Below are 23173 nucleotides of genomic sequence, written 5' to 3' on the forward strand. Positions count from 1 at the left end.
CACGCACGGGTGCGAAGCGCCTGTCAGCCTGAACTATGAGTAGAGGACCGAGAACATGACTTCCTTCGATTCGCTGTGGACGACCATCCTCGATGTGGGACAGCACAAGTCGACCCGCGGCTACCGGAGATTCGCGTGGAACGACGCCGACATGACGCTGCGTGAATGGTTCTCGGACTGCGCGCAGGCGCGCGGAATGAGCGTCGAGGAGGACCGCAACGGCAACCTGTGGGCATGGTGGATGCCCGAGGGCTGGGACGGCGACCCCCACGACAGTTTCGTCACCGGATCGCACCTCGACTCGGTACCCGACGGCGGCGCCTACGACGGACCGCTGGGGGTGGTGTCCGCGTTCGCGGCGATCGACCTCGTCCGTGGGCGGGGGATCGCGCCGACGCGTCCGGTGGCGGTGACGGCGTTCTCCGACGAGGAGGGCGCGCGGTTCGGTGTCGCCTGTGTCGGCTCGCAACTGTCCACCGGGGCACTGGCACCCGCTCGCGCCCTGGCGCTGCGGGACAACGACGGCATCAGCCTCGGCGAGGCCCTGGTCGGCGCCGGCCGTGACCCGCACCATCTCGGCGAGGACCCCGACCTCGTCGACCGCGTCGGCGTGTACGTCGAGTTGCACGTCGAGCAGGGGCGCGCCCTCGACCTGATCGACAGCCCCATTGCCGTGGCCTCCTCGATCTGGCCACACGGCCGGTGGCAGTTCGTGTTCTCCGGGGAGGCCAACCACGCCGGCGCCACCCGACTCGTCGACCGTCGCGACCCGATGCTCGCGTTCGCGTCCTCCGTTCACACGGCCCGGACCGCCGCGACGCTGCACGAGGCGGTCGCGACGTTCGGCAAGATACGGGTACTTCCCAACGGTGCCAACGCTATTCCGTCGGAGGTGCGGGCGTGGCTCGACGCCCGGGCCGCCGACGAGGAGACGCTGACGAAGCTGGTGCAGCAGATCACCGCCGAGGCGCAGGCCTACGCGGCCGCCGACGGCATCGGCCTCGTGGTCGACGCCGAATCCGTCACGCCGATCGTCGAGTTCCCGCACTCCACCCGGGAACGACTGCGCCGCTCACTCGCCCACCTCGGTGACATTCCCGTCCTCCCGACCGCGGCCGGGCACGACGCCGGGATCCTGTCGGCCAGGGTGCCCACCGCGATGATGTTCGTCCGCAACCCCACCGGCGTGTCCCACTCGCCCGAAGAGTTCGCCGAGGCGGACGACTGCAACCGCGGCGCCGAGGCGCTGGCGGACGTGATGGCGGACTGGGTCGGCGGGCAGCGGTAGCGCACGTGAGTGGCAAAGCGTGTCGGGGCACTCCTTGCCACTCACGTGCGGCGCCATTCCTCCAGTTGCTCGACGGCGGTGTTCGCGACAGCCACGGCCTCGTCCCGGTTGACCCGCGACAGCAGGAGCGCGCTGACGGACAGTGACGTCAGGAGCCGGGTCCGGTGTGCCAGGGTGGCGGTCGACGCGTCCGGGTCGTGCGCCCGGAGTGCGTGGGTGAGCGCCCCGGACAGTTCACGCTGGTATGCGTCGACGACGGACCGTTGGGTGTCGTCGTGGGCGGCGAAACCGGCGGCACTGTTGAGCAGGAGGCAGCCGCGTCCGGGGGTTTCGTCGGGCAGAGACGCGAGGGCGCCGGCGAGGCTGCGGTAGTAGCGCACGGCGGCGTCGGGGCGAGTGGGCTCGTCGGTCAGGATGCGGAGCCGGGGGCGAACGACCCGGTCCAGGTAGTCGTGCACGGCGGCGTCGAAAAGTCCGCGTTTGCTGGTGAACGCGTTGTACAGGCTCGACCGATTCAAGCCGGTTACGCGCTCGAGGTCGGGTATCGACGTGGCTTCGAAGCCCTTGTCCCAGAACAGGTCGCGGGCGCGGCCGACCACTTCGGCCGTGTCGAAATCCTGCGTGCGCGGCATGACGATCCTCACTCCTGGTTGTGAAACGACCATTTCAGTATATATTGAAATGGTCAGTTCAGAACGAGGAGGAGTTTCGTATGGTCGCCGCGGGTCTTGTTCTTGCCGCACTCGCCGGTGCGCTGCACGTGTACATCTTCGTGCTCGAGTCCGTCCTCTGGACCGCGCCGCGCACCCGCGCGACGTTCGGGACCAGTGCCGAAGAAGCCGGCGCCACCAAGGAGCTTGCCTTCAACCAGGGCTTCTACAACCTCTTCCTGGCGATCGTGACGGCAGTCGGCATCGTCGCCGTGATCATCGGCGCGACCGCCGTCGGTTCGGCCCTGATCTTCGCCGGCGCAGGATCCATGCTGCTCGCAGCGCTCGTGCTCCTGCTGTCGTCGCCCGACAAGGCTCGCGCGGCGATCACGCAGGGAACACTTCCGCTGCTCGCCGTAGTCCTCCTCGCGCTCGGACTGGCGCTGTGACCTCAGAAGGATCGAAAGGAACACCATGACGTCGAGCACCCAGATTCAGCTGATCAACCGGCCGGTGGGCTGGCCCACCCAGGACGACTTCCGCACCGCCACCGTCGAACTGCCCGACCTCGGGCCCGACCAGGTGCGCGTGGCCAACGAGTTCGTGTCGGTAGACCCCTACATGCGCGGCCGGATGAACGACGTGAAGTCGTACATTCCGCCGTTCGCGCTGGGCGAGACGATGACCGGCGGAGCTGTCGGCCGGGTCGTCGAATCCACCGCCGCCACGCATCCGGTCGGCTCGGTGGTGGTGCACGACCTCGGGTGGCGGGACGTCGCGCAGGGTGACGCCTCGGTGTTCCGCGTCGTCGAAGAGATTCCGGGAGTGTCGATCTCGGCCTATTTGGGGATTCTCGGACTGACCGGGCTCACGGCCTACGTCGGACTCGTGCACATCGCCCATCTGAAGGCCGGCGACTCCGTGTTCATCTCCGGCGCCGCGGGTGCGGTGGGGACCGCCGCCGGGCAGATCGCCCGACTCGAGGGCGCGTCGCGCGTCATCGGATCCGCCGGGTCCGCGGAGAAGGTCGCGCTGCTCACCGACCGCTACGGATACGACGCCGCCTTCGACTACAAGCAGGCACCGGTGCGCGAACAGCTTCGCGGGCTCGCCGGTGACGGCATCGACGTCTACTTCGACAACGTCGGCGGCGACCACCTCGAGGCCGCACTCGACGTCATGCGGAACGGCGGACGAGCCGCCCTCTGCGGTGCCATCTCCGCGTACAACGCCACCGAGCGCACGCCGGGCCCCGACAACATGGTGAACATCATCAGCCGCGGCCTCACCCTCGAGGGCTTCACCCTCGGCAACTACACGCACGTCTTCCCCGAGTTCGCCGCCAAGATGGGTCCGTGGCTCGCGTCCGGCGACGTGGTTCACGACGAGACCATTGTCGACGGCATCGAGAACTCGGTCGACGCGTTCCTGCAGCTCATGCGCGGCGGAAACGTCGGGAAGATGCTGGTGAAGGTGGCGTAGCCACCCGTGCGTGGTTGAGGAGTCCAGAGACTCTTTAACCACGCACAGGCGCGGAGCGCCTATACCGCTCGCGCACTTCGGGTGCCGGGTCGGCCTCGTAGCGCCGGGTGGAGGTCTGATCCCACTTGGGTGGTTCGGGGGTGCCGGCCAGCGTCCACGCCGCCTGACGGCACGCGCCGATCGCGACGTACTCCGCCGGTTGCGGCACCAGGACCGGGGCGCCGAAGATGGCGGGCGCGAGTTCACACAGTGCCCGGGAGCGGGCGCCGCCTCCGACGAGGAGGATGCGACGTACGGTGACGCCCTGGGCGATCAGGTGGTCGATGCCTTCCGCCAGTCCGCACAGCAGCCCCTCGACTGCCGCTCGGGCGAGGTGGGCGGGGGTCGAATTGGCAAGCCGGAGTCCGTGAACGGAGCCGGTGGCGTTCGGGCGGTTGGGGGTGCGCTCACCCTCGAAATACGGCACCATCACCAGGCCGCCACTGCCGGACGGCGCCGACAGCGCCAGCCGGGACAACTCGTCGTGATCGACGCCCAGCAGCGCGGCGGTCGCGTCGAGCACCCGGGCGGCGTTCAGTGTGCACACGAGGGGCAGGTGGCGTCCGGTGGCGTCGGCGAAGCCGGCGACGAAGCCGCCCGGGTCGTTCGCCGGTGTCACGGACACCGCGGATACGACGCCCGACGTTCCCACGGAGACGACGACGTCGCCTTCCTGGGCGTCGAGAGCGAGTGCGGCGGCGGCGTTGTCGCCGGTGCCGGGTCCGACGGCGGCACCCCACGAGGTTTCCCCGATCCGCTCGGCCGGGCGGGCCACGCGCGGCACGGCGGCCGTGCGTCCGCGCAGTGCCAGTGACAGCAGGTCGGGGCGGTAGGAATCCGTTGCCGCGGAGAAGTATCCGGTGCCGCTGGCGTCGCCGCGGTCGGTGGCGAGGGTGCCGAGATCGGCTCTGCCGGTGAGCTGCCAGCCGAGCCAGTCGTGGGGCAGGCAGACCGCGGACGTCCGGTCGGCGTTCGCCGGTTCGGAATCGGCGAGCCAGCGCAGCTTGCTGACGGTGATCGCGGCGAGCGGCACCACACCCACCGCGTCCGCCCATGCGTCCGGACCGCCGAGGTCGTTCACCAGCTGCGCGGCGGCGTCGGCGGAGCGGGTGTCGTTCCACAGCAACGCCGGACGCACGACCGTTCCGGTGTCGTCGAGGCACACCATGCCGTGCTGCTGGGCGCCCACCGACACCGCGGCGACGTCGTCCAGTCCGCCGGCGGCGGCGATGGCGCTGTCGAGGGCCGCGGCCCACGCCTGCGGGTCGACCTCGGTGCCGTCCGGATGCGACGCCCTGCCCTCGCGGACGAGTTCACCGGTGTCGGCGTCGCAGACGATCACCTTGCACGACTGCGTGGACGAATCGATGCCTGCGACGAGTGTCATTGCCGGACACCTGCCGCGCGATCCAGGGTCTCGCGGGTGGGGAGGTCCGCCCCGGCGCGCGCGACGGTGAGACCCGACATCAGCACCGCGTTGTCCAGCACGTTCCGCACCTCTTCCGGGTCGATCGCGTGGAGGGCGTCGCGGCTCTCCGCGCCGAGGAAACCGTGCGACCAGAACCCGTCGAGGAGCCCGGCCATGAACGCGTCGCCCGCGCCGACCGTGTCGACCACCTCGACGTCGCGGGCCGCGACCTCGACGAGTCCGGCCGCGCAGACCGCGAATGCGCCCTCGGCGCCCTTCGTCACCGCGACCATCGCCGGTCCGCGGGACAACCACGCGCGGGCGATGTCCACGGGATCCCGTTCGGGGTCGTACCAGCGGAGGTCCTCGTCGCTGACCTTGACGATGTCCGAGATCGACACGAGGTGCTCGATCCGCTGCCGGGCGCGTGCCTTGTCGGTGATCAACACCGGTCGCACGTTGGGGTCGTAACTGATGGTCGCCGAGGAGCGACGGCGGTCGAGCATGTCGGCGACGACGTCGCAGCCGGGTTCCATCACGGCGGCGATGGAACCGGTGTGGACGAGCGCCGGGGTGGACCCACCGCTGGGGGAGGGAAGATCCCATTCGATGTCGAACTCGTAGGTGGCGGATCCGGCGGAATCGAGGGTGGCGTGCGCCGTCGCCGTTCGCTGCGCGGTGATGCTGCCGGGCGCGAGGCTCACCCCCGACTCCTCGAGGTGCCGGACGATCGACCGGCCCCTCGTGTCGTCGCCGATCCGGGTGACGAACTCGACCGGGCGGCCGAGCCGGCCGAGACCGACCGCGACGTTGAGCGGGCTGCCGCCGACGTATTCGGTGGTGGCGCCGTCGCTCGCCGTGACGATGTCGATGAGGGCTTCACCGATGACCAGACTCATGACTGCACCTTCTCACGCAGAGCCTCGAGCGTCTTCCGTGCACCGACGCCGTGCAGTGAGTCCAGCGCCCAGAGATACGCGGTGACGAAGCGCGGATTCTCGGCCAGGTCACCGAAGACCGCCTGGTTCTCGATGAAGGCCGTGTGGTTCTCGTGCTGGCTTTGCGCGATCGGCACGAGGGAGTCCTTCAACTGGTCGACGACGTCGATGGGTTCGCCGTCCTCGTCGACTCCCTCGGCGTACCGGGCCCAGCTCGCCACGATCGCGGCCGACAGGCGAATGGGCCGGTCGGCCACCAGGTTCTCGCGGATCACCGGCAGCAGCCATTTCGGGATACGGTCGGAGGATTCGGCGCACAGGCGGGCGACGGTGTCGCGGATCTCGGGATTGGAGAAGCGTTCGATCAGCGTGCGCTTGTAGTCGTCCAGGTCGACCCCGGGCACCGGCGGCAGGGTGGGCGTGGCCTCCTCGTCCATGTACGCCAGCAGGAAGTCGGCGAAGAGTGGATCCTGGGCGACGTCGTGCACGAGCCGGTATCCCGACAGGTAGCCGAAGTAGCAGAGGCCCTGGTGGCTCGCGTTGAGCAGGCGCAGCTTCATCAACTCGTAGGGTTCGACGTCGTCGACCACCTGGACGCCGACGTCCTCGAATGCGGGGCGACCGAGCGGGAAGGCGTCCTCGAGCACCCACGACGTGAACGGTTCGGCGGCGACGGGCCACTGGTCGTCGATGCCGAACCGAGCCGACAGCGCCTCCGTCACCTCGGGGGTGGTGACGGGCGTGATGCGGTCGACCATCGAGTTGGGGAACGACGTCTCCTCGCGCATCCACGCCGCCAGTTCGGGATCCTTCAACTCGGCGTACGCCAGGAACATCTTGCGCGCCACGTCGCCGTTGCCCTGAATGTTGTCGCAGGACATGATGGTCGGCGACGGCAACCCGCGCGCGCGGCGCCGGGCCAGTGCCTCGACGACGAGTCCGAACGTGGTCCGCGGCACGGCACCGTCGGTGAGATCGTGCACGACGTCGGGGTTCTCGGCATCGAATTCGCCCGTGTCGTGGGTGAAGTTGTAGCCGCCCTCCGTGATCGTCAGGGAGACGATCTTCGTGGACTCTGCGGCGATCTTCTCGATCACCGCCTCCGGATCGTCGGGGGCGAAGAGGTAGTCGACGATGGACCCGACGACGCTCACGTCCCAGGTGCCGTCCGGGTGCCGCAGCGCCAGCGTGTACAGGCCGTCCTGCGCGTCGAGGACATCCTTCATGCGCCGGTCACCGGGCAGGACCCCGACCCCGCAGATGCCCCACTCGCGGGCCTCCCCGCGCCGCAGCAATCGGTCGACGTACATCGCCTGATGCGCGCGGTGGAATCCGCCGACACCGAAATGCACTATCCCTACGGTGATGTCGCTTCGATCGTAGTTCGGCACCTGCACGGTGTCGTCGAACTCTTGCAGTGCCTGCGCGCACAGTTGCATCGGTCTCTCCTCATTCCTGGACGCGTACGACGGCCTTGAGGCTGCCCGGCGTCCGGTCTGCGTTCAGTGCTTGCTCCGCTTCGGCGAGCGGAAATCTTCCGGTGACCATCGAATCGAGGTCGACACGTCCCGACCGCGCGAGCGCGATCGCCGTCGGCCAGGTGTTGGCGTAGCGGAATACCCCGGTCAGCACCAACTCTCGGTTCTGGATGGTCTGGACCGGCAGCGTCATCTCGGGGGCGCCCATGCCCACCAGAACCACGGATCCTGCGGGCCGGACGGCCTGGATCCCGGCCAGTACCGCACTCGGTGCGCCGGACGCATCGACGAACGCGTCCACGTGGAGTCCCGCGACGTCCTGCTCACGCGGGTCGAGCACCGCGGTGGCACCGAATTTCGTCGCGACCTCGCGTCGCCGGGGATCGAGGTCCGAGACGACCACTTCGGTGGCTCCGAACGCGAGGGCGGTCTGCACCATGGCGATTCCGATCGGTCCCGCGCCGGCGACGAGGACGCGGGATCCGGCTGTCACTCCGGCCTTGCGGGTGGTGGCGATGGCCACGGACAGTGGCTCGCACAGCGCGGCCGCGTCCTCGGACATCTCGTCGGGAATCGCATGGGCGAACGCCGAGCCGATGGTCACGTATTCGGCCAGTGCCCCGTCGATCGGCGGGGTGGCATAGAACTGCATGTGCGGGCACAGGTTGTAGAGACCGCGCCGGGATTCGTCGGTGTCCGGATCGGGGCGCTGCGGTTCGATGGAGACTCGCTGCCCGATACGCGCTGCCGGGACCCCGGCTCCGACGCCCACGACGGTGCCCGACGCTTCGTGGCCCAGCACGATCGGCTGTTCGACCACGAACTCGCCGATGCGGCCCTCGCGGTAGTAGTGGGCGTCCGATCCGCAGACGCCCACCGACGCCACGCGGACCAGGACGTCGCCGGGGTCGGGAGTGGGCACGGGGCGTTCCCGGATCTCGATCACGCCCGGCTCGACGAGCACGCTGGCACGCATCGTCCTGGGGATATCCGAAGGAAGTGTTGTGTGGGTCACACTTCGATGCTAGCGTATTGAGCAGATGAACGCATAGTGATCATTTGCTCACAGTTTCTCGGGGCTCCGAAGACACGCTCGACGGGCTCGGGATCATGGCGAGGAGAATCAGTGACATCCCCCAACTCGGCGGCCCCGGCGCCGTCTCTCATCGCGGCACCACCGCCGTCCACGACGGAGGATCTGCGCCTCGCGTTGCGCGCTGCGACGCTGTACTACCTCGACGGAATGACCCAGGCCGAGGTCGCCACGCGCCTCGGCGTCTCCCGCCCCACCGCGGGCCGGCTGGTGGCGCGAGCCCGCGCCCAGGGCCTGGTGCGCATCGAGGTGCAGGCTCCCGCTCATCTGCGTGATGCGTTGCGCTCGGACGAGGAGCGCGCGCTCGAGGAGAAGTACGAACTCGTCGAGGCGGTGGTGGTCGCCGATTCCGTCGACGCCGCCGGTGCGATCGACGACCACAACAGCTTCGCCGGTGTCGGGCGGGCGGCGGCGTCGCTGCTGGTCCGCCGGATACGAGAAGGCGACACCCTCGGATTCACGTGGGGGCCGGAGACGGTCGCCGTCGCGCAGGGTCTGCCATCCGGGGCGGCCACGTGCGCGTCCGTCGTCCAGCTCGACGGATCGGTGAGTGCGATCAACTATCAGACCGGAACGGAGTACGTCTTGGGTAGATGCGCAGAGCAGCTGCAGGCCAATACTGTTCGGCTTCCCGTTCCCCTGTACGCGGACGCGTCGACCGTGGTATCCATGCGGGGCGACTCCGTCATCTCCAAGGCGCTCGAGGCGGGCCGGACGGCGGAAATGATGATGTTCGGCACGGGCGCCGTCTCCACGTCGACCACCCTGTTCGAAGGCAGCTTCATCGACACGGACATGCTGTCCGTGCTCACCGACCTCGGCGCGGTCGGCGAAGTCGGCGGACGCTTCTACCGGCTCGACGGAACCGAGGTCGCCGGCCCACTGGACGAACGGGCCATGTCCGTTCCCCTCGACGACATCCGCGCGTGCGACGGATCGATCCTCGTCACGGGTGGCGTCGCCAAACACCAAGCGGCACTGGGTGCCCTCCACGGCGGACTGGCCAAGATGCTGGTCTGCGACATCGAATGCGCGCGTTGGCTGCTCGATCAGTAGCACCACGCAAGGAGAGGTGAAGATCGGTGAAGAAACACAAGAAGCCGGCGACGATGCTGGTAGCGGGAGCGGGGGCGCTGTGCCTCACGCTCAGCGGATGCGCGGGCGCCGGAACGCTCGGTGCGTCGGATCAGACCATCACCATCGCGATGGTCTCGAACTCGCAGATGCAAGATGCCCAGAAGCTCGCCTCGCAGTTCGAGGAAGAGAATCCCGACATCGACCTGAAGTTCGTGACGCTGTCGGAGAATCAGGCGCGCGCGAAGATCACGGCATCCACCGCGACCGGTGGCGGCGAATTCGACGTCGTGATGATCAGCAACTACGAGACCCCGCAGTGGGCCAAGTACGGCTGGCTGAAGAATCTGTCGGAGTACGCGCAGGCCACCGAGGGCTATGACGAGGCCGACTTCATCCCGACCCTGCGCGAATCCCTGTCCTACGAGGGGAACATGTACTCGGTGCCGTTCTACGGCGAGTCCTCGTTCCTGATGTACCGCAAGGACCTGTTCGAGCAGGCCGGCATCACCCTGTCGGAGAAGCCGACCTGGACCGAGGTGGCAGCGGCCGCAAAGCAACTCGACTCCGACGACATGGCGGGCATCTGCCTGCGTGGCAAGCCGGGCTGGGGTGAAGTGCTCGCACCCCTCGACACCGTCATCAACACGTTCGGTGGCCGCTGGTTCGACGAGGACTGGAACGCTCAGCTGACCAGCCCGGAGGTGGAACGCGCGGTGCAGTTCTACGTCGACCTGGTACGCGAATACGGTGAGCCCGGTGCCGCGACGAGCGGTTTCGGTGAGTGCGCGACGCAGCTGGCTCAGGGGCAGGTGGCGATGTGGTACGACTCGACGTCCGCGGTGTCCACGCTGGAGGATCCGTCGTCGAGCGCCGTCGTCGGCAAGATCGGCTACGCGCCCGCGCCCATCGAGGTGAAGGACAACGCCGGCTGGCTGTACAGCTGGTCGCTCGGAATTCCCGAGAGCAGTGAGAATCCCGATGCGGCGTGGAAGTTCATCTCGTGGATGACCGACAAGCAATACATACGCACGGTCGGTGAGGATCTGGGCTGGGAGCGGGTGCCGCCGGGCAGCCGGCTGTCGACCTATGAGATTCCCGAGTACAAGGAGGCCTCGGCGGCCTACGGACCGCTGACACTCGAGGCGATCGAAAACGCGACACCGGAGGCGCCCACCGTGCTACCGGTTCCGTACACCGGCGTGCAGTTCCTGGCGATCCCGGAGTTCCAGGATCTCGGAACCCGCGTCAGCCAGCAGATCAGTGCGGCGATCGCGGGCCAGCAGACGGTGCCCGAGGCGCTCGCCCAGGCACAGCAGTACGCCGAGGTGGTCGGCGCGACATATCGGGAGGAACGATGACAACCATCGCCGAGAAACCCACCACGGACGGCACCGCCGACCGGGTGCGGGAATTGCGGGAGGCCAAGGACGACAGCGTCTCCCGCGCCGAGGGATGGCGTCGCCGGGGGCCGTTGCTGCCCGCTCTGATCTTCATGATCGTGGTGACCCAGATCCCGTTCCTGTTCACGCTGTACTACTCGACGCAGTCCTGGAACCTGGTGCGACCGGGCTCCCAGGCGTTCGTCGGACTGCAGAACTACGTGGACGTGTTCCAGGACAGCCAGTTCCGTGAGGTCGCGGTCAACACCGTCATCCTGATCGTCGGCACCGTGCTGATCTCGGTGGTGCTCGGGTTGCTGCTCGCGCTGCTGCTCGACCGCGCCTTCCTGGGCCGTGGCATCGTGCGTACCCTCCTCATCACCCCGTTCCTGGTGACACCCGTCGCCGGTGCGCTGCTGTGGAAGACAACAATGTTCGACCCGGTGTTCGGCATCGTCAACTTCGTCCTCTCCCCGTTCGGGGTGGGACAGGTCGACTGGGTCAGCAAGTTCCCGCTCGCCGCGGTCATGGTGAACCTGATCTGGCAGTGGACCCCGTTCATGATGCTGCTGATCCTGGCGGGTCTGCAGTCCATGCCGCGCGACATCCTCGAGGCGGCACGGGTGGACGGCGCCAAACCGTTCGCGATGTTCCGCGAACTGACCCTCCCGCATCTGCGCCGGTTCATCGAACTCGGTGCGGTGCTGGGTGCGATCTACCTGATCAACACGTTCGACGCCATCTACATGATGACGCAGGGCGGGCCGGGCACGGCCAGTGCCAACCTTCCCTTCTACATCTATCAGCGCGCATTCCTCGGTTTCGACATCGGGCAGGCCGCCGCGATGGGCGTCATCGTCGTGATTGCGACCATCGTCGTCGCGACCCTGGCGTTGCGCCTGATCTTCAAGAGCTTTACCGGTAACGAGGAGGCAGCGTGATGAGTACCGACACTGCGGCGGCGCCGGTGGAGTCCACCCCCACCGCCCCGGAGACGAAGCGGGCGCGTAAGCACCGCAAGTTCAGCCCGTGGAGCGTGGTGGCGTGGATCGTGGCGCTCGGCTTCTTCTTCCCCGTGGCGTGGATGGTGCTCACCGCGTTCAAGCAGGAGGGCGACGCCTACACGACCCCGCCGAAATTGTTCTTCACCCCCACCCTGGACCAGTTCAAGGCAGTCCTCGACAGTGGAATCGGCACGGCACTATTGAATTCGGCGTTCGCGACCGCCATGTCGACGATCCTCGTGCTGGTGCTCGGTGTGCCGGCGGCGTTCGCGCTGTCGCTGCGTCCGGTCCGCAAGACGAAGGACGCCCTGTTCTTCTTCATCAGCACGAAGATGCTCCCGATCGTCGCCGCGATCATCCCGCTGTACGTGATCGTCAACGACATCGGCCTGCTCGACAACATCTGGGCGCTGGTGATCCTGTACACGGCGATGAACGTTCCCATCGCGGTGTGGATGATGCGCTCGTTCTTCCTCGAGGTCCCCGGCGAACTGCTCGAGGCCGCGAGCATGGACGGCGCGAGTCTGTGGACGTCGGTGCGCGAGGTGATCCTTCCGCTCGTGTCACCCGGCATCGCGGCCACCGCGCTGATCTGCGTGATCTTCTCGTGGAACGAATTCTTCTTCGCCGTCAACCTCACCGCCGTTCAGGCGCAGACGATTCCGGTGTTCCTCGTCGGATTCATCACCGGCGAGGGCCTGTACTGGGCCCGGCTGTCGGCGGCGGCGACGCTGGCGGCGCTCCCGGTCATCCTGGCCGGCTGGATCGCACAGAACAAGCTGGTCCGCGGCCTGTCCTTCGGTGCGATCAAATGATCACCCCGGCAACCACTTCCCCCGACTTCGGTACCCACAAGAGGAGCAATCATGGCTGACATCGCGTACAAGGGCGCATCCTGCATCTACGAGAACGCCGACACGCTGGCGGTCGATACGCTCGACCTCGACATCGAAGACGGCGAGTTCATCGTCCTCGTCGGCCCGTCCGGCTCCGGCAAGAGCACGGCACTGCGGATGCTCGCCGGCCTCGAGGACATCGACGAGGGCACCATCGAGATCGGTGGCAAGGACATGGTGGGTGTGCCGTCGAAGGACCGCGACATCGCGATGGTGTTCCAGAACTACGCCCTCTACCCCAACAAGACGGTGGGCGAGAACATGGGCTTCGCGCTGAAGATGCGCGGAGTCGGTGTGGAGGAACGGAAGAAGAAGGTGGCCGATGCCGCCAAGCTGCTCGACCTGACCGACTACCTCGACCGTAAGCCCGGCAAGCTGTCCGGCGGTCAGCGCCAGCGCGTCGCGATGGGCCGGGCGATCGTGCGTGAGCCGCAGGTGTTCTGCATGGACGAGCCGCTGTCGAACCTCGACGCCAAGCTGCGCGTCCAGACCCGCACGCAGATCGCGGCGTTGCAGCGCCGACTCGGCACCACCACCGTGTACGTCACCCACGACCAGGTCGAGGCCATGACCATGGGTGACCGGGTAGCCGTCCTCAAGAACGGCAAGCTGCAACAGTTCTCGGCTCCCACCGAACTATACGATCGCCCGAAGAACGCGTTCGTGGCCGGATTCATCGGTTCGCCCGCGATGAACCTGATGACCATGCCCATCGTCAGTGACGGCGTGCGCCTCGGGAACTCGACACTCGCGCTCGAACGCGACCAGCTGTCGGCGCTGCACGCCGCCGGACTGGAGACCGTCACGGTCGGTGTGCGTCCCGAGCAGCTGGAGTTGTCGACAGGGGAGGGTGGCATCGAGGTGATCGTGGACCTGGTCGAGGAACTCGGAAGTGAATCCTACGTGCACACCCACATCGCCGGTAACGGTACGCAACTGGTGGCCCGGTCGCTGACCCGCACCCCCGCGCGGCTGGCCGACACCGTGTCGCTGCGCAAGCGGGAAGGAGCGGTGCACCTGTTCCACCCGGAGACAGGGGAGCGGATCGGCGACTAGAGTGTGCGTGGGCGCGGGCTGATCCGAGATCGGGTCCGCGCCCACCCTGTTGCCCGGACGTCGAATCAGCTGTTGGACAGCCGTTCCGGCGCCGGCTTGTCGTCGAGGTGCGTGGCGGTCAGTGCCCCGGACGCTATCTCCTGCTGCACGCGGAATTTCTGGATCTTGCCGGTGGGCGTCATGGGGAGTCCGTCGGTGAAATACCACAGCGAGGGCGTCTTGTGTGCGGCGATTCGGTCGCGGCACCAGGCCTTCAATTCGGTCGCGTCCGGCGGATTGGCCGGGTCCGTGGGCCGCACGACGGCGCCGATCTGCTCGCCCCACTTTTCATCCGGAACCCCGACGATCGCCACCTCGGCCACGTCCTGGTGCTGGAACAGCAGTTCTTCGATCTCGCGCGGGTAGATGTTGAGTCCGCCCCGGATGATCATGTCCTTGAGGCGCCCGGTGATCCGCAGAAAGCCTCGTTCGTCCATCGTGGCGAGATCGCCCATGTACAACCATCCGTCGGCGTCGATCGTCGCTGCCGTTTCGTCCGGCATGTCGGAATATCCGAGCATCGTCTGGTAGCCGCGACAGCATATTTCACCCTGCTCGCCGATCGGCACAACCTCACCGGACACGGGATCGATGATCTTCACTTCCAGCTCGGGCAGTGGCTGGCCCACGGTGGTCGCTTGATCGGCAGGGTCGTCGGTGACCCGGGTCTGGCTGATGACTCCGTGCATCTCGCTCTGCCCGAACAGAATCGTGAACTGGCAGTCGAGTTCGTCGATGACCCGTTCGACCAGCGACTGGGGAACAGCGGCGGCTCCCGACAGTACGGTGTGGAGGCTCGACAGGTCACGACTTCGGCGATCCGGATGCTCGAGAAGCGAGATCAGCATCGTCGGGACCATCAGTGAGTGTGTTCCGCGACAGGTTTCGAGCATTTCGAGCATCAGTGCGGCATCGAAGCCGGGCAGGACGACATAGGTTCCGTGCGCGGCGAACGTCCCGAGTTCGGTGACGGCGCCGCCTCCGATGTGGTACATCGGCATCGCGTTGACGCAGACGACATGGTCCGCCATCCCGGCCTGTCAGCGGCCATGTAATTCCCCTGGTTGAGGGGTTCGTCCGTCACGTAATTCCCCACCCGGCCGTCACGTAATTCCCCACCTCGGGGCGTGTCGGCCGGGGTTCCGGCGCTGCTGCAGGTTCGCTCCTCACTGGGCCACCGACAACGGCCCGGGAAGGGGCCTGACGGTGGCAAGGAGATCGTGGACGATGACCGATCTGACGGAGTTGTTCCGGCACTGGCATGCCGGCCGGTCCCAGGTGCAGATCTCGACGGCCCTGGGAATCAACCGCAAGACGATCCGGAAATACCTGGCACCCGCGTTGGCGGCCGGGTGGACGCCGGGCGAGGGCGGGAAGTTCGACGAGACGCTCTGGCGGGAGCTGATCTCGGGATGGTTTCCGGAGGTCGGCGACCCGGCAGCTCGGGCGGTGACGTGCCGGCGATCGCCGCGCACCATGACCGGATTAACGGGCAGCGTTTCCCTCACCGGCTCTGAGCGCGCCGGGCAGGCTGTGGGCGTCACCCAATTACTCGTCCAGGGTCCGTGTTCATCGGGGCTGCTTTCATCGTTCGATTTTTGGACTGATAATAAAGCCAATGATGGAGTGTGGCGAGGCCCACTATCCGGTGCGAGGAGGGTTCCGGGGGGTGCCCGGCGTGGTGACTCGTCCGACGCGGCGTCCGGACCTCACGTCCTCAGGCGTGAGGTCCGGACCGGCCGCCTCGGTGGGTGCGCCTGCCTACAGGAACTCGTCGATGCTCCGGAGTTCCTCAGGTGCGGCCTCGAACCCGAAGGGCGCGTACCAGGACCGCTCGAACGCGAGGAGGTCGCGGGATGCCTCGGTGACCCATTTTCCGACTACCAGGCGGACCTCGTCCGGCAGTGACTCGTCCTGGACGACGGTGCTGACAGCGGTGGCCAGGGTCGCGCCCAGCTCGATGAGCTCCGCCGTGCCGGTGGACGCGGATTCGTGTGCGGTCCGGGCCGTATCGATGTGCTTGGTCAGGTCGCCGATCGCTGGGCTCGATCGCGGGACTCGCGCCAAGACGCCGTCGGCCATCCGGAGATACTCGCCGAGTTCGAATCTCGACCGTTCGTGGATCCGGTAGATCCGCGTGCGCAGGAACCCCAAGTAGTCGGCAACGAGCGGTAGTTGCTCGGAGGCAAGCGGATCGGCTCGGTCGACGGCGGGCGCGACCGAGTCGAGAAGCGACTTGCGCAGGGCTCCGAGTGTGTTGCGCGAGTGATCCATCACAGCACCTCTTCCAGGAGTGTGTTCAGTTCGTCTGCCGCGACCGCAGACATGCCCTTGACACGACACAGGATGACGTCCTGATGCGACTTGCCCAACTTCGCGACCCGGTGTGCGGAGGCCATCGTGGACACGACGATCTGGTACGCGTTGAGGATCTTGTAGAAGGTGAGTTTCTCGGAGTCCACCGGCAAACCGGTGGCGGCTTCGTAGCGCCGGTAGAAGTCGTCCTCCGGGACCAGCCCGCACACGAGGTACCGCCCCTGTTCGTCGTAGTGGCCGAAGGTCGATTGCGTGGTCCACGCGAGGTCGCGGTGCCGGTCGCCGAGATGGCCGCGTTCCCAGTCGAGCCAGGCCGTGATCTTCAGGGTGTCCTCGTCGTAGAGGAAGTTTCCGCTGCGGTAGTCGCCATGGACGACACTCACGTGATCGAGGACGGGCAGATGAGCGAGCATCCAGTGCTCGGCCACGTCCATCAGCGGCATGTCGGCCGCACGGTCCTCCACCCATGTCCGGCGGGCCTGATTGAGCAGCCACCGCGCCGCGTCGTCGGTCCCCACGCGGGGTCGTGCGAGGCTGGTGAACTCCGCCTCGGACAGATCGAACGCGTGAAGGGCGGTCAGGTAGGACACGAACTGATCGGCGAGACGCTCGCGTGTGCCGGCACCGAAATTCGTTCCCAGGCCGCTGATCCTGCCGGTGGTGGTCGCCGACGGCTTGGTCACCCCCGAGACGTAGGAGTAGATGAGTGCGGGCTCCGGGAAATACTCGCCGTCGATGTCGATGAAGCGTGGTTCCGGAACGGGAACGGTGCCCCGTACCGCGCCGACGAGTTCGAACTCGCGAAGGCGACTGGTGGCGTTCGATCCCTCGGCCGGGTCCATGCGGACGACCAGTCGCTCACTCGTCGGGGATTCGGAATCATTGCGGTGCAATGTGAATCCCATCTGGACCTTGGACACGCCGCCGGTGAACCAGCGGGCATCGGAGACCCGGAAGGGGCCGTCGAGGTGCGCCGACAGAAACGTCTCGACACAGCGGGTGAATTCGTCGAGGTCCATTCGCCGGTACGAACCGAGTGCGCGGCGGTTCATCTTGCGGGTCAGCGTCCGATCGACTTCGGGCTCGGTGGGGTACCGCGCGCGGAGACGTTCGATCTGGGCGTTCGTCGGGGCGTCGGCCCAGTCCCTGTCGGGTAGGGACGAAGAAGTGCTGGTCATCTGAATTCGCTCCTACTTCTGGCGTCCGTGACGGGACATCCGCTCGGCCAGGTAGTCCAATCCGAAGATGTCTCCCATCTCGCCGTAGCCGACGGCGGAACCCCGCTCGTACCGGAACAACGACTGGTAGCAGACGTGGGACGGGTTGAACGTGTACCACGGGTGTCCCGCGATCGCGCTGCCGAAGAACTCGTGTTTTCTGCCGCGGACATCGGTGGCCGTGACGTGATTGCTGAACGCGAGCATGTCGACGCGCTCCGCCTCGATCGTTCCGTCGAGCAGGCCGAAGACCTCGCCGTGCTCGACGACGTATCCGAAACGGATCTTGTCGTAGAACACCTGCCCTCGTTCGATCCGCATCGGCACCGCCATGTGCATCGCGAAGTCCTCACCGAAGTTGATCGAGACCCAGGAGACCGACCGGGTGCCGACCTCCGGTCGGGGCCCCCAGCTGTGGTCCATGCCCTCGTAGGATTCGACCTGGTACGTCTTGCCCCGCAGTTCCAGTTCGCCGCGGATGCGGCCCTTGACTTCGAAGTGCCCGTTCTCCCACTCGTTGCCCTTTCGCGAGTCGTCTGCGGTCTCGTGGTCGAGTTCGAGGAGCGGATTCTGGTTCGGGTCGTGCGGGTCGAACGGCTCGTGCAGTCCCTCGAAGGTGAGGTCGAAACTTGCTGCCCCCAAGGCGTTCTTGTACTGCATGTGGTAGTTGCGGGGGCCGTCCGAGGACACGGTCAGGCCGTTCTGGAGGGAGTAGTTGCTGAACGAGTCGGGGCAGGGCAGATGCATCTGGGGGTCGGTGAAATCGACTTCGTACGGTTGGCGGCAGAATCCCTCGGCCAGGATGACCGAGGACAGGGTGACGCCGAGGTTCGGCCGGGCCAGCACATAGGCGTTGCCGAAGATCCTCGCTTCGGGCACGGAGATGATCAGGACGGTGGTTTCGGTCCAGGTCTTGTCGGTGAGGTCTCGGGAGTGGAATTCGGTATCGGTGTGCGTGATCATGCGTTGTCCAATCGTGTGGTCTGGCGGGTCGGTCTGTCGTATTCAGTCGTGTTGCAGCTGTTTGGTATTCGCGTGAATCGGTGTGGTCGTTCGGAGGGTTTTCGAGACGGCGATCATGATGAGGCCGCCGAGGCCGAGGATGATCGCGCCGACGAGGAACGACAGCCTGTTTCCGGCCTCGCCTGGGAAGGCGTCGCGGATGATGCCGAACATGTACGGCGAGACAAATCCGCCGATGTTGCCGATGCTGCTGATCAACGCGATCCCGGACGCCGCGGCGGCGCCGGAGACGATTCTCGGTGCGGTGGTCCAGAAAGTCGGGATGGTGGCCATCGCGCCGATGGTGCCGACGCAGATCGCGATCGCTGCGATGTACGGACTGGAGGACACCGTTGCGGCGGCGATCACCCAGGCACAGGCGCCGGCCAGGGTAGGAACGACGAAGTGCCACATGCGTTCCTGGGTGCGGTCCGAACTCCGGGAGATCAGCACCATGGCGATTCCCGTGAAGACGTACGGCACCGCGGCCAGGTAGCCGATCCCGGTGGTGCCGACGGTGCCTCCGGTCATCTCCTTGATGATCGAGGGGAGGAAGAATCCCATGAGATAGATGGGCACGACCATCGAGAAGTACACGGCAGCGAGCATGAGGACCCGGTAGTTCTTCAGTCCGTCCGTCCAGTGCGGACGACTGGCGCCGGCCTCGGTAACGGTGGGGTCCTCCTGGTTGATCTTGTCGGTGAGCCACTGCGCTTCGGCCGCATCGAGCCAACGCGCGTCGCCGGGCTCGTTCGGGAGGAACTTGACGATGACGGCGGCGAGCAACAGGCAGGGCAGGCCTTCGGCGATGAACATGAACTGCCAGCCGGCGAGGCCCCACGGGTGGACCGACATGAGAGTGCTGGTGAGGGGCGACCCGACTGCCGACGCGACGGGAATGGCAAGGAAGAACAGCCCGAGGATCCGTCCCCTGTTCGCCGAGGGCACCCATCGGGTGAGGTAGTAGACCACGCCCGGTAGCAGGCCGGCTTCCGCGGCGCCGAGGAGGAAGCGCATCCCGTAGAACATCCAGATGTTCTCGACCAGCGACATCAAGGCCGTGACCACCCCCCACGTGACCATGATGCGGGCAATCCAGATTCGGGCCCCGATGCGATGGAGTGCGATGTTGCTGGGAACCTCGAAGAGGACGTACGCGATGAAGAAGACTCCGGCGCCGAGGCCGAAGGCGGCTTCGGAGAGGCCGAGATCGGCCTGCATCTGCAGCTTGGCCACGCCGATGTTCGTGCGGTCCACGTAGCTGAGCAACGCAGCGAGGAACAACATCGGCACGATCCGGAACGAGATCTTGCGCGAAATGCTCGAACCGGGAGCGTGGTCGGTTGTGAGTTCGGCGGTGTTTCGCCGACGGTGGTTGTCCATGGTCACCTGAACCTTCTGAGGGGGAATCGCGGACTGGGTGCAGATCCCAGCGGAAGTGACGACGTCACCGCGAACCATAGGAACGGCGGGAATGGCAGGACAACGCTCTGCCCGGCGCCCACCGGTATCGCGGGTGAATCGGCGCTGTGGCTGCCGACAGCACGGTCCCGCGGGGATGCTTGCCAATCATTGGTGAATGCAGTAATAGAGAATCCGGCCTGCCAGTGCGCAGATACCCGCATTCGGTCTCCCATGGCTAGTTGGATGGGACTGATGGGCGACCGTGGACGTATCCGAGCTGTTGAGTGCGCGACATCACCTGTAATGGCGGGGTGTTCCGAAACCGTGCCGGATGTACTACAACGACAGATCGTGATGAATGAATCGGGTCGGGCGCACGACGCGGGACGTCGCGACCGCGGAACGGCGCGTGCCCTCCCGCGGGGCTTCGTGGTCTTCTGCGCGCAGTTCGCCCCTCGATTCCCCCGAGTCGAGCCGCGTCGGCGGATGTCGGCCTACGTCTACGGACTGATGGGTGGCCCCCGCCGCAAGAACGGGTGGACGCAGGCGGAGGCGGCGGGCGAGACCGGCCCGGAGGGCATGCAACGGTTGCTGAACGCGGCATCCTGGGACGAGGACGGCGTGCGCGACGACACGCGTGGGGTGGTGGTCCAGGCCGTCGGCGATGTCTGGCAGGGGCGGTTGATCGTCGGTGATCTCTCATTCCGGAAGCGGGGCGGCCGGTCTGCCGGGGCCGCCCCTCAGGTATCGGGGGAGACCGGGAGGACCGAGAACGCCCAGACCGGAGTATTCCTGGCGTACGCATCCGACGCGGGTGTGGGCCTAATCGACCGGGAGCTGTACCTGCCGCGGGAATGGACCGACCACCGGGACCGCTGCCGGGCGGCGGGTATCGACGATTCGGTGAAATACGAGAGCCCGGAAGAATTGGCGCGAACGATGATCGACCGGGCTCTCGACGCAGGGGTGCCGTTCGTCTGGGTGACGGCGGGCGTGACCTACGGCCGATCGGAGCATTTGCGAAGATCATTGGAGGAGCGGGGTGTTCCCCACATCATCGAGGTACCGGGCGACTGCCGGGTGACCACGGCAAACCTCCAGGTCCGCAACGTCGACACCGTGATCGACGAATTGTCGGAGACGGTGTGGCACCGGCTCAGTCACGGCGACAGTGCCACCGGACTTCGCGTGCGGGACTGGGCGGCCGTCGATTTGCACAGGTCCGGACAGCGTCACGGGAGCTGGTTGCTGGCCGGACGATCGATCACCGATCCGTCCGACGTCACCTACCACTTGTGTTTCGGGCCGGTCGGCAGCATCCTGTCCGAGCTCGCCCGGACAGCCGATGGTCATCGGGCAGTCGAGGGGTGCCTCCGCGCGGCACGGAGGAAGTCAGGTCTCGCGGACTATCAGGTCCGCGGGTACAGGGCGTGGTACCGACACGTCACCCTGTCGATGGTGGCGGCGGCGTACCTGTCGATCCTGGAGACGAGTACGACGGACCGGGACGCGGGCGAGGTGTCGCATGTGCGGCCGGTGCGTTCCCGGCCGAACGCGGTCGCACCGTGGTGGTGAGACACGGCTCATCGACCACCTCGCCGGCTGTCGTGGTCGCTTCCTCGACGGGGTCGAGCGCGGGGTGGCCCTGGAAGCGGAGAATCAGCAACGCGGTCTGGATGCTCAACTGATGTGCCGCGTCGCCGACCACGTCGAGGCCCGTCAGGGTGTGAACGCGCGAGAGGCGTAGTCGCACAGTATTTTCGTGCACGCCGAGATGGCGCGCGGCACCGCGCGGACTCCGGCCGGCGTCGAACCAGCACTGCACGGTACGCAGCAGACCGTCGGTGCCGGGCGCATCTCGGACGAGAGGTCCGAGGAGGTCGTCGACGAACCGCTGCACGGCGTCGAGGTCACCGTTGGCCAGAAACACCCGGGCCGGGCCCAGATCGTCCACCGCGAGAATTCGGCGCGCCGCGGGCGGGGTGAATCGGTCGGCGCACTGGACGACTTCGCGGGCCTCACGGTAGGCGCGGGAGAGTCCGGCCGGTTCGCAGACCGAGGACACACCGGCGATCAGCCCCGGGGATCGGCACACCGCCGCTGCCGCGCGAATGAGCGCATCCTTGACCTGCGATACCGCAATCACGGATGCGACATCGACTGGGGCCTCGACCAAGAGGATCACCCCCTCCGACCCGGCGGTCGACAGCACCTCGACACCGAGGAAACGCTCGAGGTGTTCGGTGACGGCTTGGTCGAATTCCTCGCGCTCTCCGTCCGGAGCCCGTACGAATACGAGCACGCGGTGTGCGTCGGTGTCGACGCCGAGGTACTCACCGCTCGCCGCGAGATCCTCTCGAGCGGTCGTACCGAGGATCAATTGTCGGGTCAACGCGGACTTCGCGTTCCAGGCGACGCGGGCGATGCGTCGTTGGATCAGGAACTGGGCGCCGATACGACGTGCACACCGCGCGGCGGTGTACTCGTCGGTCGGGCGGAGCGGTGTGGGATGTTCGTCGATCACGAGCCAACCGAAATGCTCACCCCGCTCGGCGACCCGGGTGACGATCTTTCGGCGGATCATCTCGGTCGACGCTCCGGCGGTGAGAACGATCGGTTTCGATCCGGCATCCGCGTCCGACGGGTAGGAGCGGAGAATGGTTGCGAGCGTGGGCATCGACGTTCGCCGCGCCGTGTGTGGACCGGCAGCGGCTATCATTCGCTCCCGCCTGTCGAACAGGACCACGGACTTCCCCGTCAACTCCGCGCAGACCTTCACGATCGCGGACATGGTGTCGGCAACGGCGACGGCATCCTCGAGTCGCTCCACCACCGCGGCACGCTCATCGGTCAGCAGCCGGCCGTGCTCGAGGTCCCGCATCCGGCGGCGCTGCTCCTCGGCGTCGAGGACGGTAGCCGCCGCGGAATCGACGAGCGAGCGGATCGAGCCGAGCGCAGCAGAGTGCAGGGTAGTGAACTCGGCATCGAGCCGCGGGTCGGTGAGGAGAAGGATCCGGACGGGATCCGACATGGGATCGGACAGCCGAAACACCACGATCCGCGCGGAATCCTGGAAGCAGGTTCCTGTCAGTGCCGCGCCCGCAGCAAGGATCGGCTCGTCGGACGCCAACGCTCGACGAATCAGCGGGTCACTCGGCGGCACTCGCAGTCCGGAGGCCAGGGGTCCGCTGTACGGAAGCGGGATGAACCTGCCGCGGGCCCCGTCCGCCACCAGCACGTAGGCGGTCGCAAAGTCAGCTTGCTCGGCGGTGCGTGTGAGTACGTCGTCGAGCAGGCGCAGGTGAGGCGGAATCGGCGACCGATCAGTCATGGCTCCTCGCTTGTGGCGGCGCACCAAAGGCGGCTAGTCATCACCGTTTTGGTGAGTGCTGGTTCATGGCTCGATC

At 66.8% G+C, this 23173-nt stretch carries 18 protein-coding genes and 3 pseudogenes; 10 read left to right on the top strand and 11 right to left on the bottom strand.

Features of this window, described 5'->3' with window-relative positions; genetic code table 11:
* Nucleotides 1-55: 55 nt before the first annotated feature.
* Nucleotides 56-1288 carry an allantoate amidohydrolase gene (locus WKC72_RS08860; protein ID WP_370182336.1) on the top strand — a complete coding sequence of 411 codons (1233 nt, stop codon included), beginning with the start codon at nt 56-58 and terminating at the stop codon, nt 1286-1288.
* A 41-nt stretch (nt 1289-1329) separates the two neighbouring features.
* On the opposite strand, the gene WKC72_RS08865 is transcribed toward WKC72_RS08860, so the two are convergent.
* A complete protein-coding gene (locus WKC72_RS08865) occupies nt 1330-1920 on the bottom strand; it encodes a TetR/AcrR family transcriptional regulator (protein WP_037231167.1) in 591 nt (196 codons plus the stop codon).
* Nucleotides 1921-2000: 80 nt separating this feature from the next.
* On the opposite strand from WKC72_RS08865, the gene WKC72_RS08870 reads away from it, so the two are divergent.
* Both WKC72_RS08870 and WKC72_RS08875 read left to right on the top strand, forming a co-directional pair.
* Entirely contained in the window at nt 2001-2387 is a 387-nt protein-coding gene (locus WKC72_RS08870) for a DUF1304 domain-containing protein (protein ID WP_370182337.1), read from the top strand.
* Nucleotides 2388-2412: 25 nt separating this feature from the next.
* Nucleotides 2413-3420 carry an NADP-dependent oxidoreductase gene (locus tag WKC72_RS08875; protein ID WP_037231170.1) on the top strand — a complete coding sequence of 336 codons (1008 nt, stop codon included), beginning with the start codon at nt 2413-2415 and terminating at the stop codon, nt 3418-3420.
* Between the two features lie 34 nt (nt 3421-3454).
* Here the strand turns inward: WKC72_RS08875 and xylB are convergent, their stop codons facing one another.
* The 4 genes from xylB to WKC72_RS08895 are packed head-to-tail and all read right to left on the bottom strand — an operon-like array spanning nt 3455 to nt 8259.
* Nucleotides 3455-4846: a xylulokinase gene (xylB, locus tag WKC72_RS08880; RefSeq protein ID WP_370182338.1), complete on the bottom strand. Its 1392-nt coding sequence runs from the start codon at nt 4844-4846 to the stop codon at nt 3455-3457.
* Nucleotides 4843-5766: a carbohydrate kinase gene (locus tag WKC72_RS08885; protein WP_268789374.1), complete on the bottom strand. Its 924-nt coding sequence runs from the start codon at nt 5764-5766 to the stop codon at nt 4843-4845. Before WKC72_RS08885 ends, xylB begins: the two co-directional genes overlap by 4 nt.
* A complete protein-coding gene (locus WKC72_RS08890; RefSeq protein WP_370182339.1) occupies nt 5763-7244 on the bottom strand; it encodes a mannitol dehydrogenase family protein in 1482 nt (493 codons plus the stop codon). The genes WKC72_RS08885 and WKC72_RS08890 overlap by 4 nt, the downstream gene beginning before the upstream one ends.
* A 10-nt stretch (nt 7245-7254) precedes the next feature.
* Complete coding sequence (locus tag WKC72_RS08895) at nt 7255-8259, bottom strand: NAD(P)-dependent alcohol dehydrogenase (protein ID WP_370184299.1); 1005 nt, start codon at nt 8257-8259, stop codon at nt 7255-7257.
* 150 nt (nt 8260-8409) lie between these two features.
* Here WKC72_RS08895 and WKC72_RS08900 point away from each other — a divergent pair, with 150 nt between their 5' ends.
* Genes WKC72_RS08900 through WKC72_RS08920 form a run of 5 tightly spaced genes read left to right on the top strand, consistent with a single transcriptional unit; the run spans nt 8410 to nt 13788 of the window.
* Nucleotides 8410-9432, top strand: a complete 1023-nt coding sequence (locus tag WKC72_RS08900; protein WP_370182340.1) for a sugar-binding transcriptional regulator — start codon at nt 8410-8412, stop codon at nt 9430-9432.
* Nucleotides 9433-9485: 53 nt separating this feature from the next.
* On the top strand, nt 9486-10811 hold the full coding sequence (locus WKC72_RS08905) for a sugar ABC transporter substrate-binding protein (RefSeq protein WP_037231371.1): 1326 nt from the start codon (nt 9486-9488) through the stop codon (nt 10809-10811).
* Entirely contained in the window at nt 10808-11773 is a 966-nt protein-coding gene (locus WKC72_RS08910) for a carbohydrate ABC transporter permease (RefSeq protein WP_037231181.1), read from the top strand. Before WKC72_RS08905 ends, WKC72_RS08910 begins: the two co-directional genes overlap by 4 nt.
* On the top strand, nt 11773-12651 hold the full coding sequence (locus tag WKC72_RS08915) for a carbohydrate ABC transporter permease (protein WP_007301609.1): 879 nt from the start codon (nt 11773-11775) through the stop codon (nt 12649-12651). The genes WKC72_RS08910 and WKC72_RS08915 overlap by 1 nt, the downstream gene beginning before the upstream one ends.
* 51 nt (nt 12652-12702) lie before the next feature.
* Entirely contained in the window at nt 12703-13788 is a 1086-nt protein-coding gene (locus WKC72_RS08920; RefSeq protein WP_268789378.1) for an ABC transporter ATP-binding protein, read from the top strand.
* A 65-nt stretch (nt 13789-13853) separates the two neighbouring features.
* Here the strand turns inward: WKC72_RS08920 and WKC72_RS08925 are convergent.
* Nucleotides 13854-14867, bottom strand: a pseudogene (locus WKC72_RS08925) (class I adenylate-forming enzyme family protein); the annotation flags it as partial.
* A 187-nt stretch (nt 14868-15054) separates the two neighbouring features.
* On the opposite strand from WKC72_RS08925, the pseudogene WKC72_RS08930 reads away from it, so the two are divergent.
* Nucleotides 15055-15314: pseudogene (locus tag WKC72_RS08930) on the top strand (IS21 family transposase); the annotation flags it as partial.
* A 274-nt stretch (nt 15315-15588) separates the two neighbouring features.
* On the opposite strand, the gene WKC72_RS08935 reads toward WKC72_RS08930, so the two are convergent.
* Genes WKC72_RS08935 through WKC72_RS08950 form a run of 4 tightly spaced genes read right to left on the bottom strand, consistent with a single transcriptional unit; the run spans nt 15589 to nt 19745 of the window.
* The gene (locus tag WKC72_RS08935) at nt 15589-16101 is read right to left on the bottom strand and encodes a hypothetical protein (protein ID WP_370182341.1); all 513 of its coding nucleotides are present in this window, start codon (nt 16099-16101) and stop codon (nt 15589-15591) included.
* Complete coding sequence (locus WKC72_RS08940) at nt 16101-17321, bottom strand: phosphotransferase family protein (protein WP_368680077.1); 1221 nt, start codon at nt 17319-17321, stop codon at nt 16101-16103. Before WKC72_RS08940 ends, WKC72_RS08935 begins: the two co-directional genes overlap by 1 nt.
* A gap of 12 nt (nt 17322-17333) precedes the next feature.
* Nucleotides 17334-18323 (bottom strand): hypothetical protein, encoded by a 990-nt coding sequence (locus WKC72_RS08945; protein ID WP_368680078.1) that lies wholly within the window; start codon nt 18321-18323, stop codon nt 17334-17336.
* Between the two features lie 42 nt (nt 18324-18365).
* Nucleotides 18366-19745, bottom strand: coding sequence for an MFS transporter (locus WKC72_RS08950; RefSeq protein WP_370182342.1), 1380 nt, complete (start codon nt 19743-19745; stop codon nt 18366-18368).
* 375 nt (nt 19746-20120) lie between these two features.
* Between WKC72_RS08950 and WKC72_RS08955 the strand changes: the two genes are divergently transcribed.
* Nucleotides 20121-21341 (top strand): IS701 family transposase, encoded by a 1221-nt coding sequence (locus WKC72_RS08955; protein ID WP_370182343.1) that lies wholly within the window; start codon nt 20121-20123, stop codon nt 21339-21341.
* Between the two features lie 94 nt (nt 21342-21435).
* Here WKC72_RS08955 and WKC72_RS08960 read toward each other — a convergent pair.
* Nucleotides 21436-23097 (bottom strand): annotated as a pseudogene (locus tag WKC72_RS08960) (PucR family transcriptional regulator); the annotation flags it as partial.
* Nucleotides 23098-23173: the final 76 nt, after the last annotated feature.

The sequence above is a fragment of the Rhodococcus wratislaviensis genome (genome assembly GCF_041228765.1).
Lineage (GTDB): Bacteria > Actinomycetota > Actinomycetes > Mycobacteriales > Mycobacteriaceae > Rhodococcus_F > Rhodococcus_F wratislaviensis.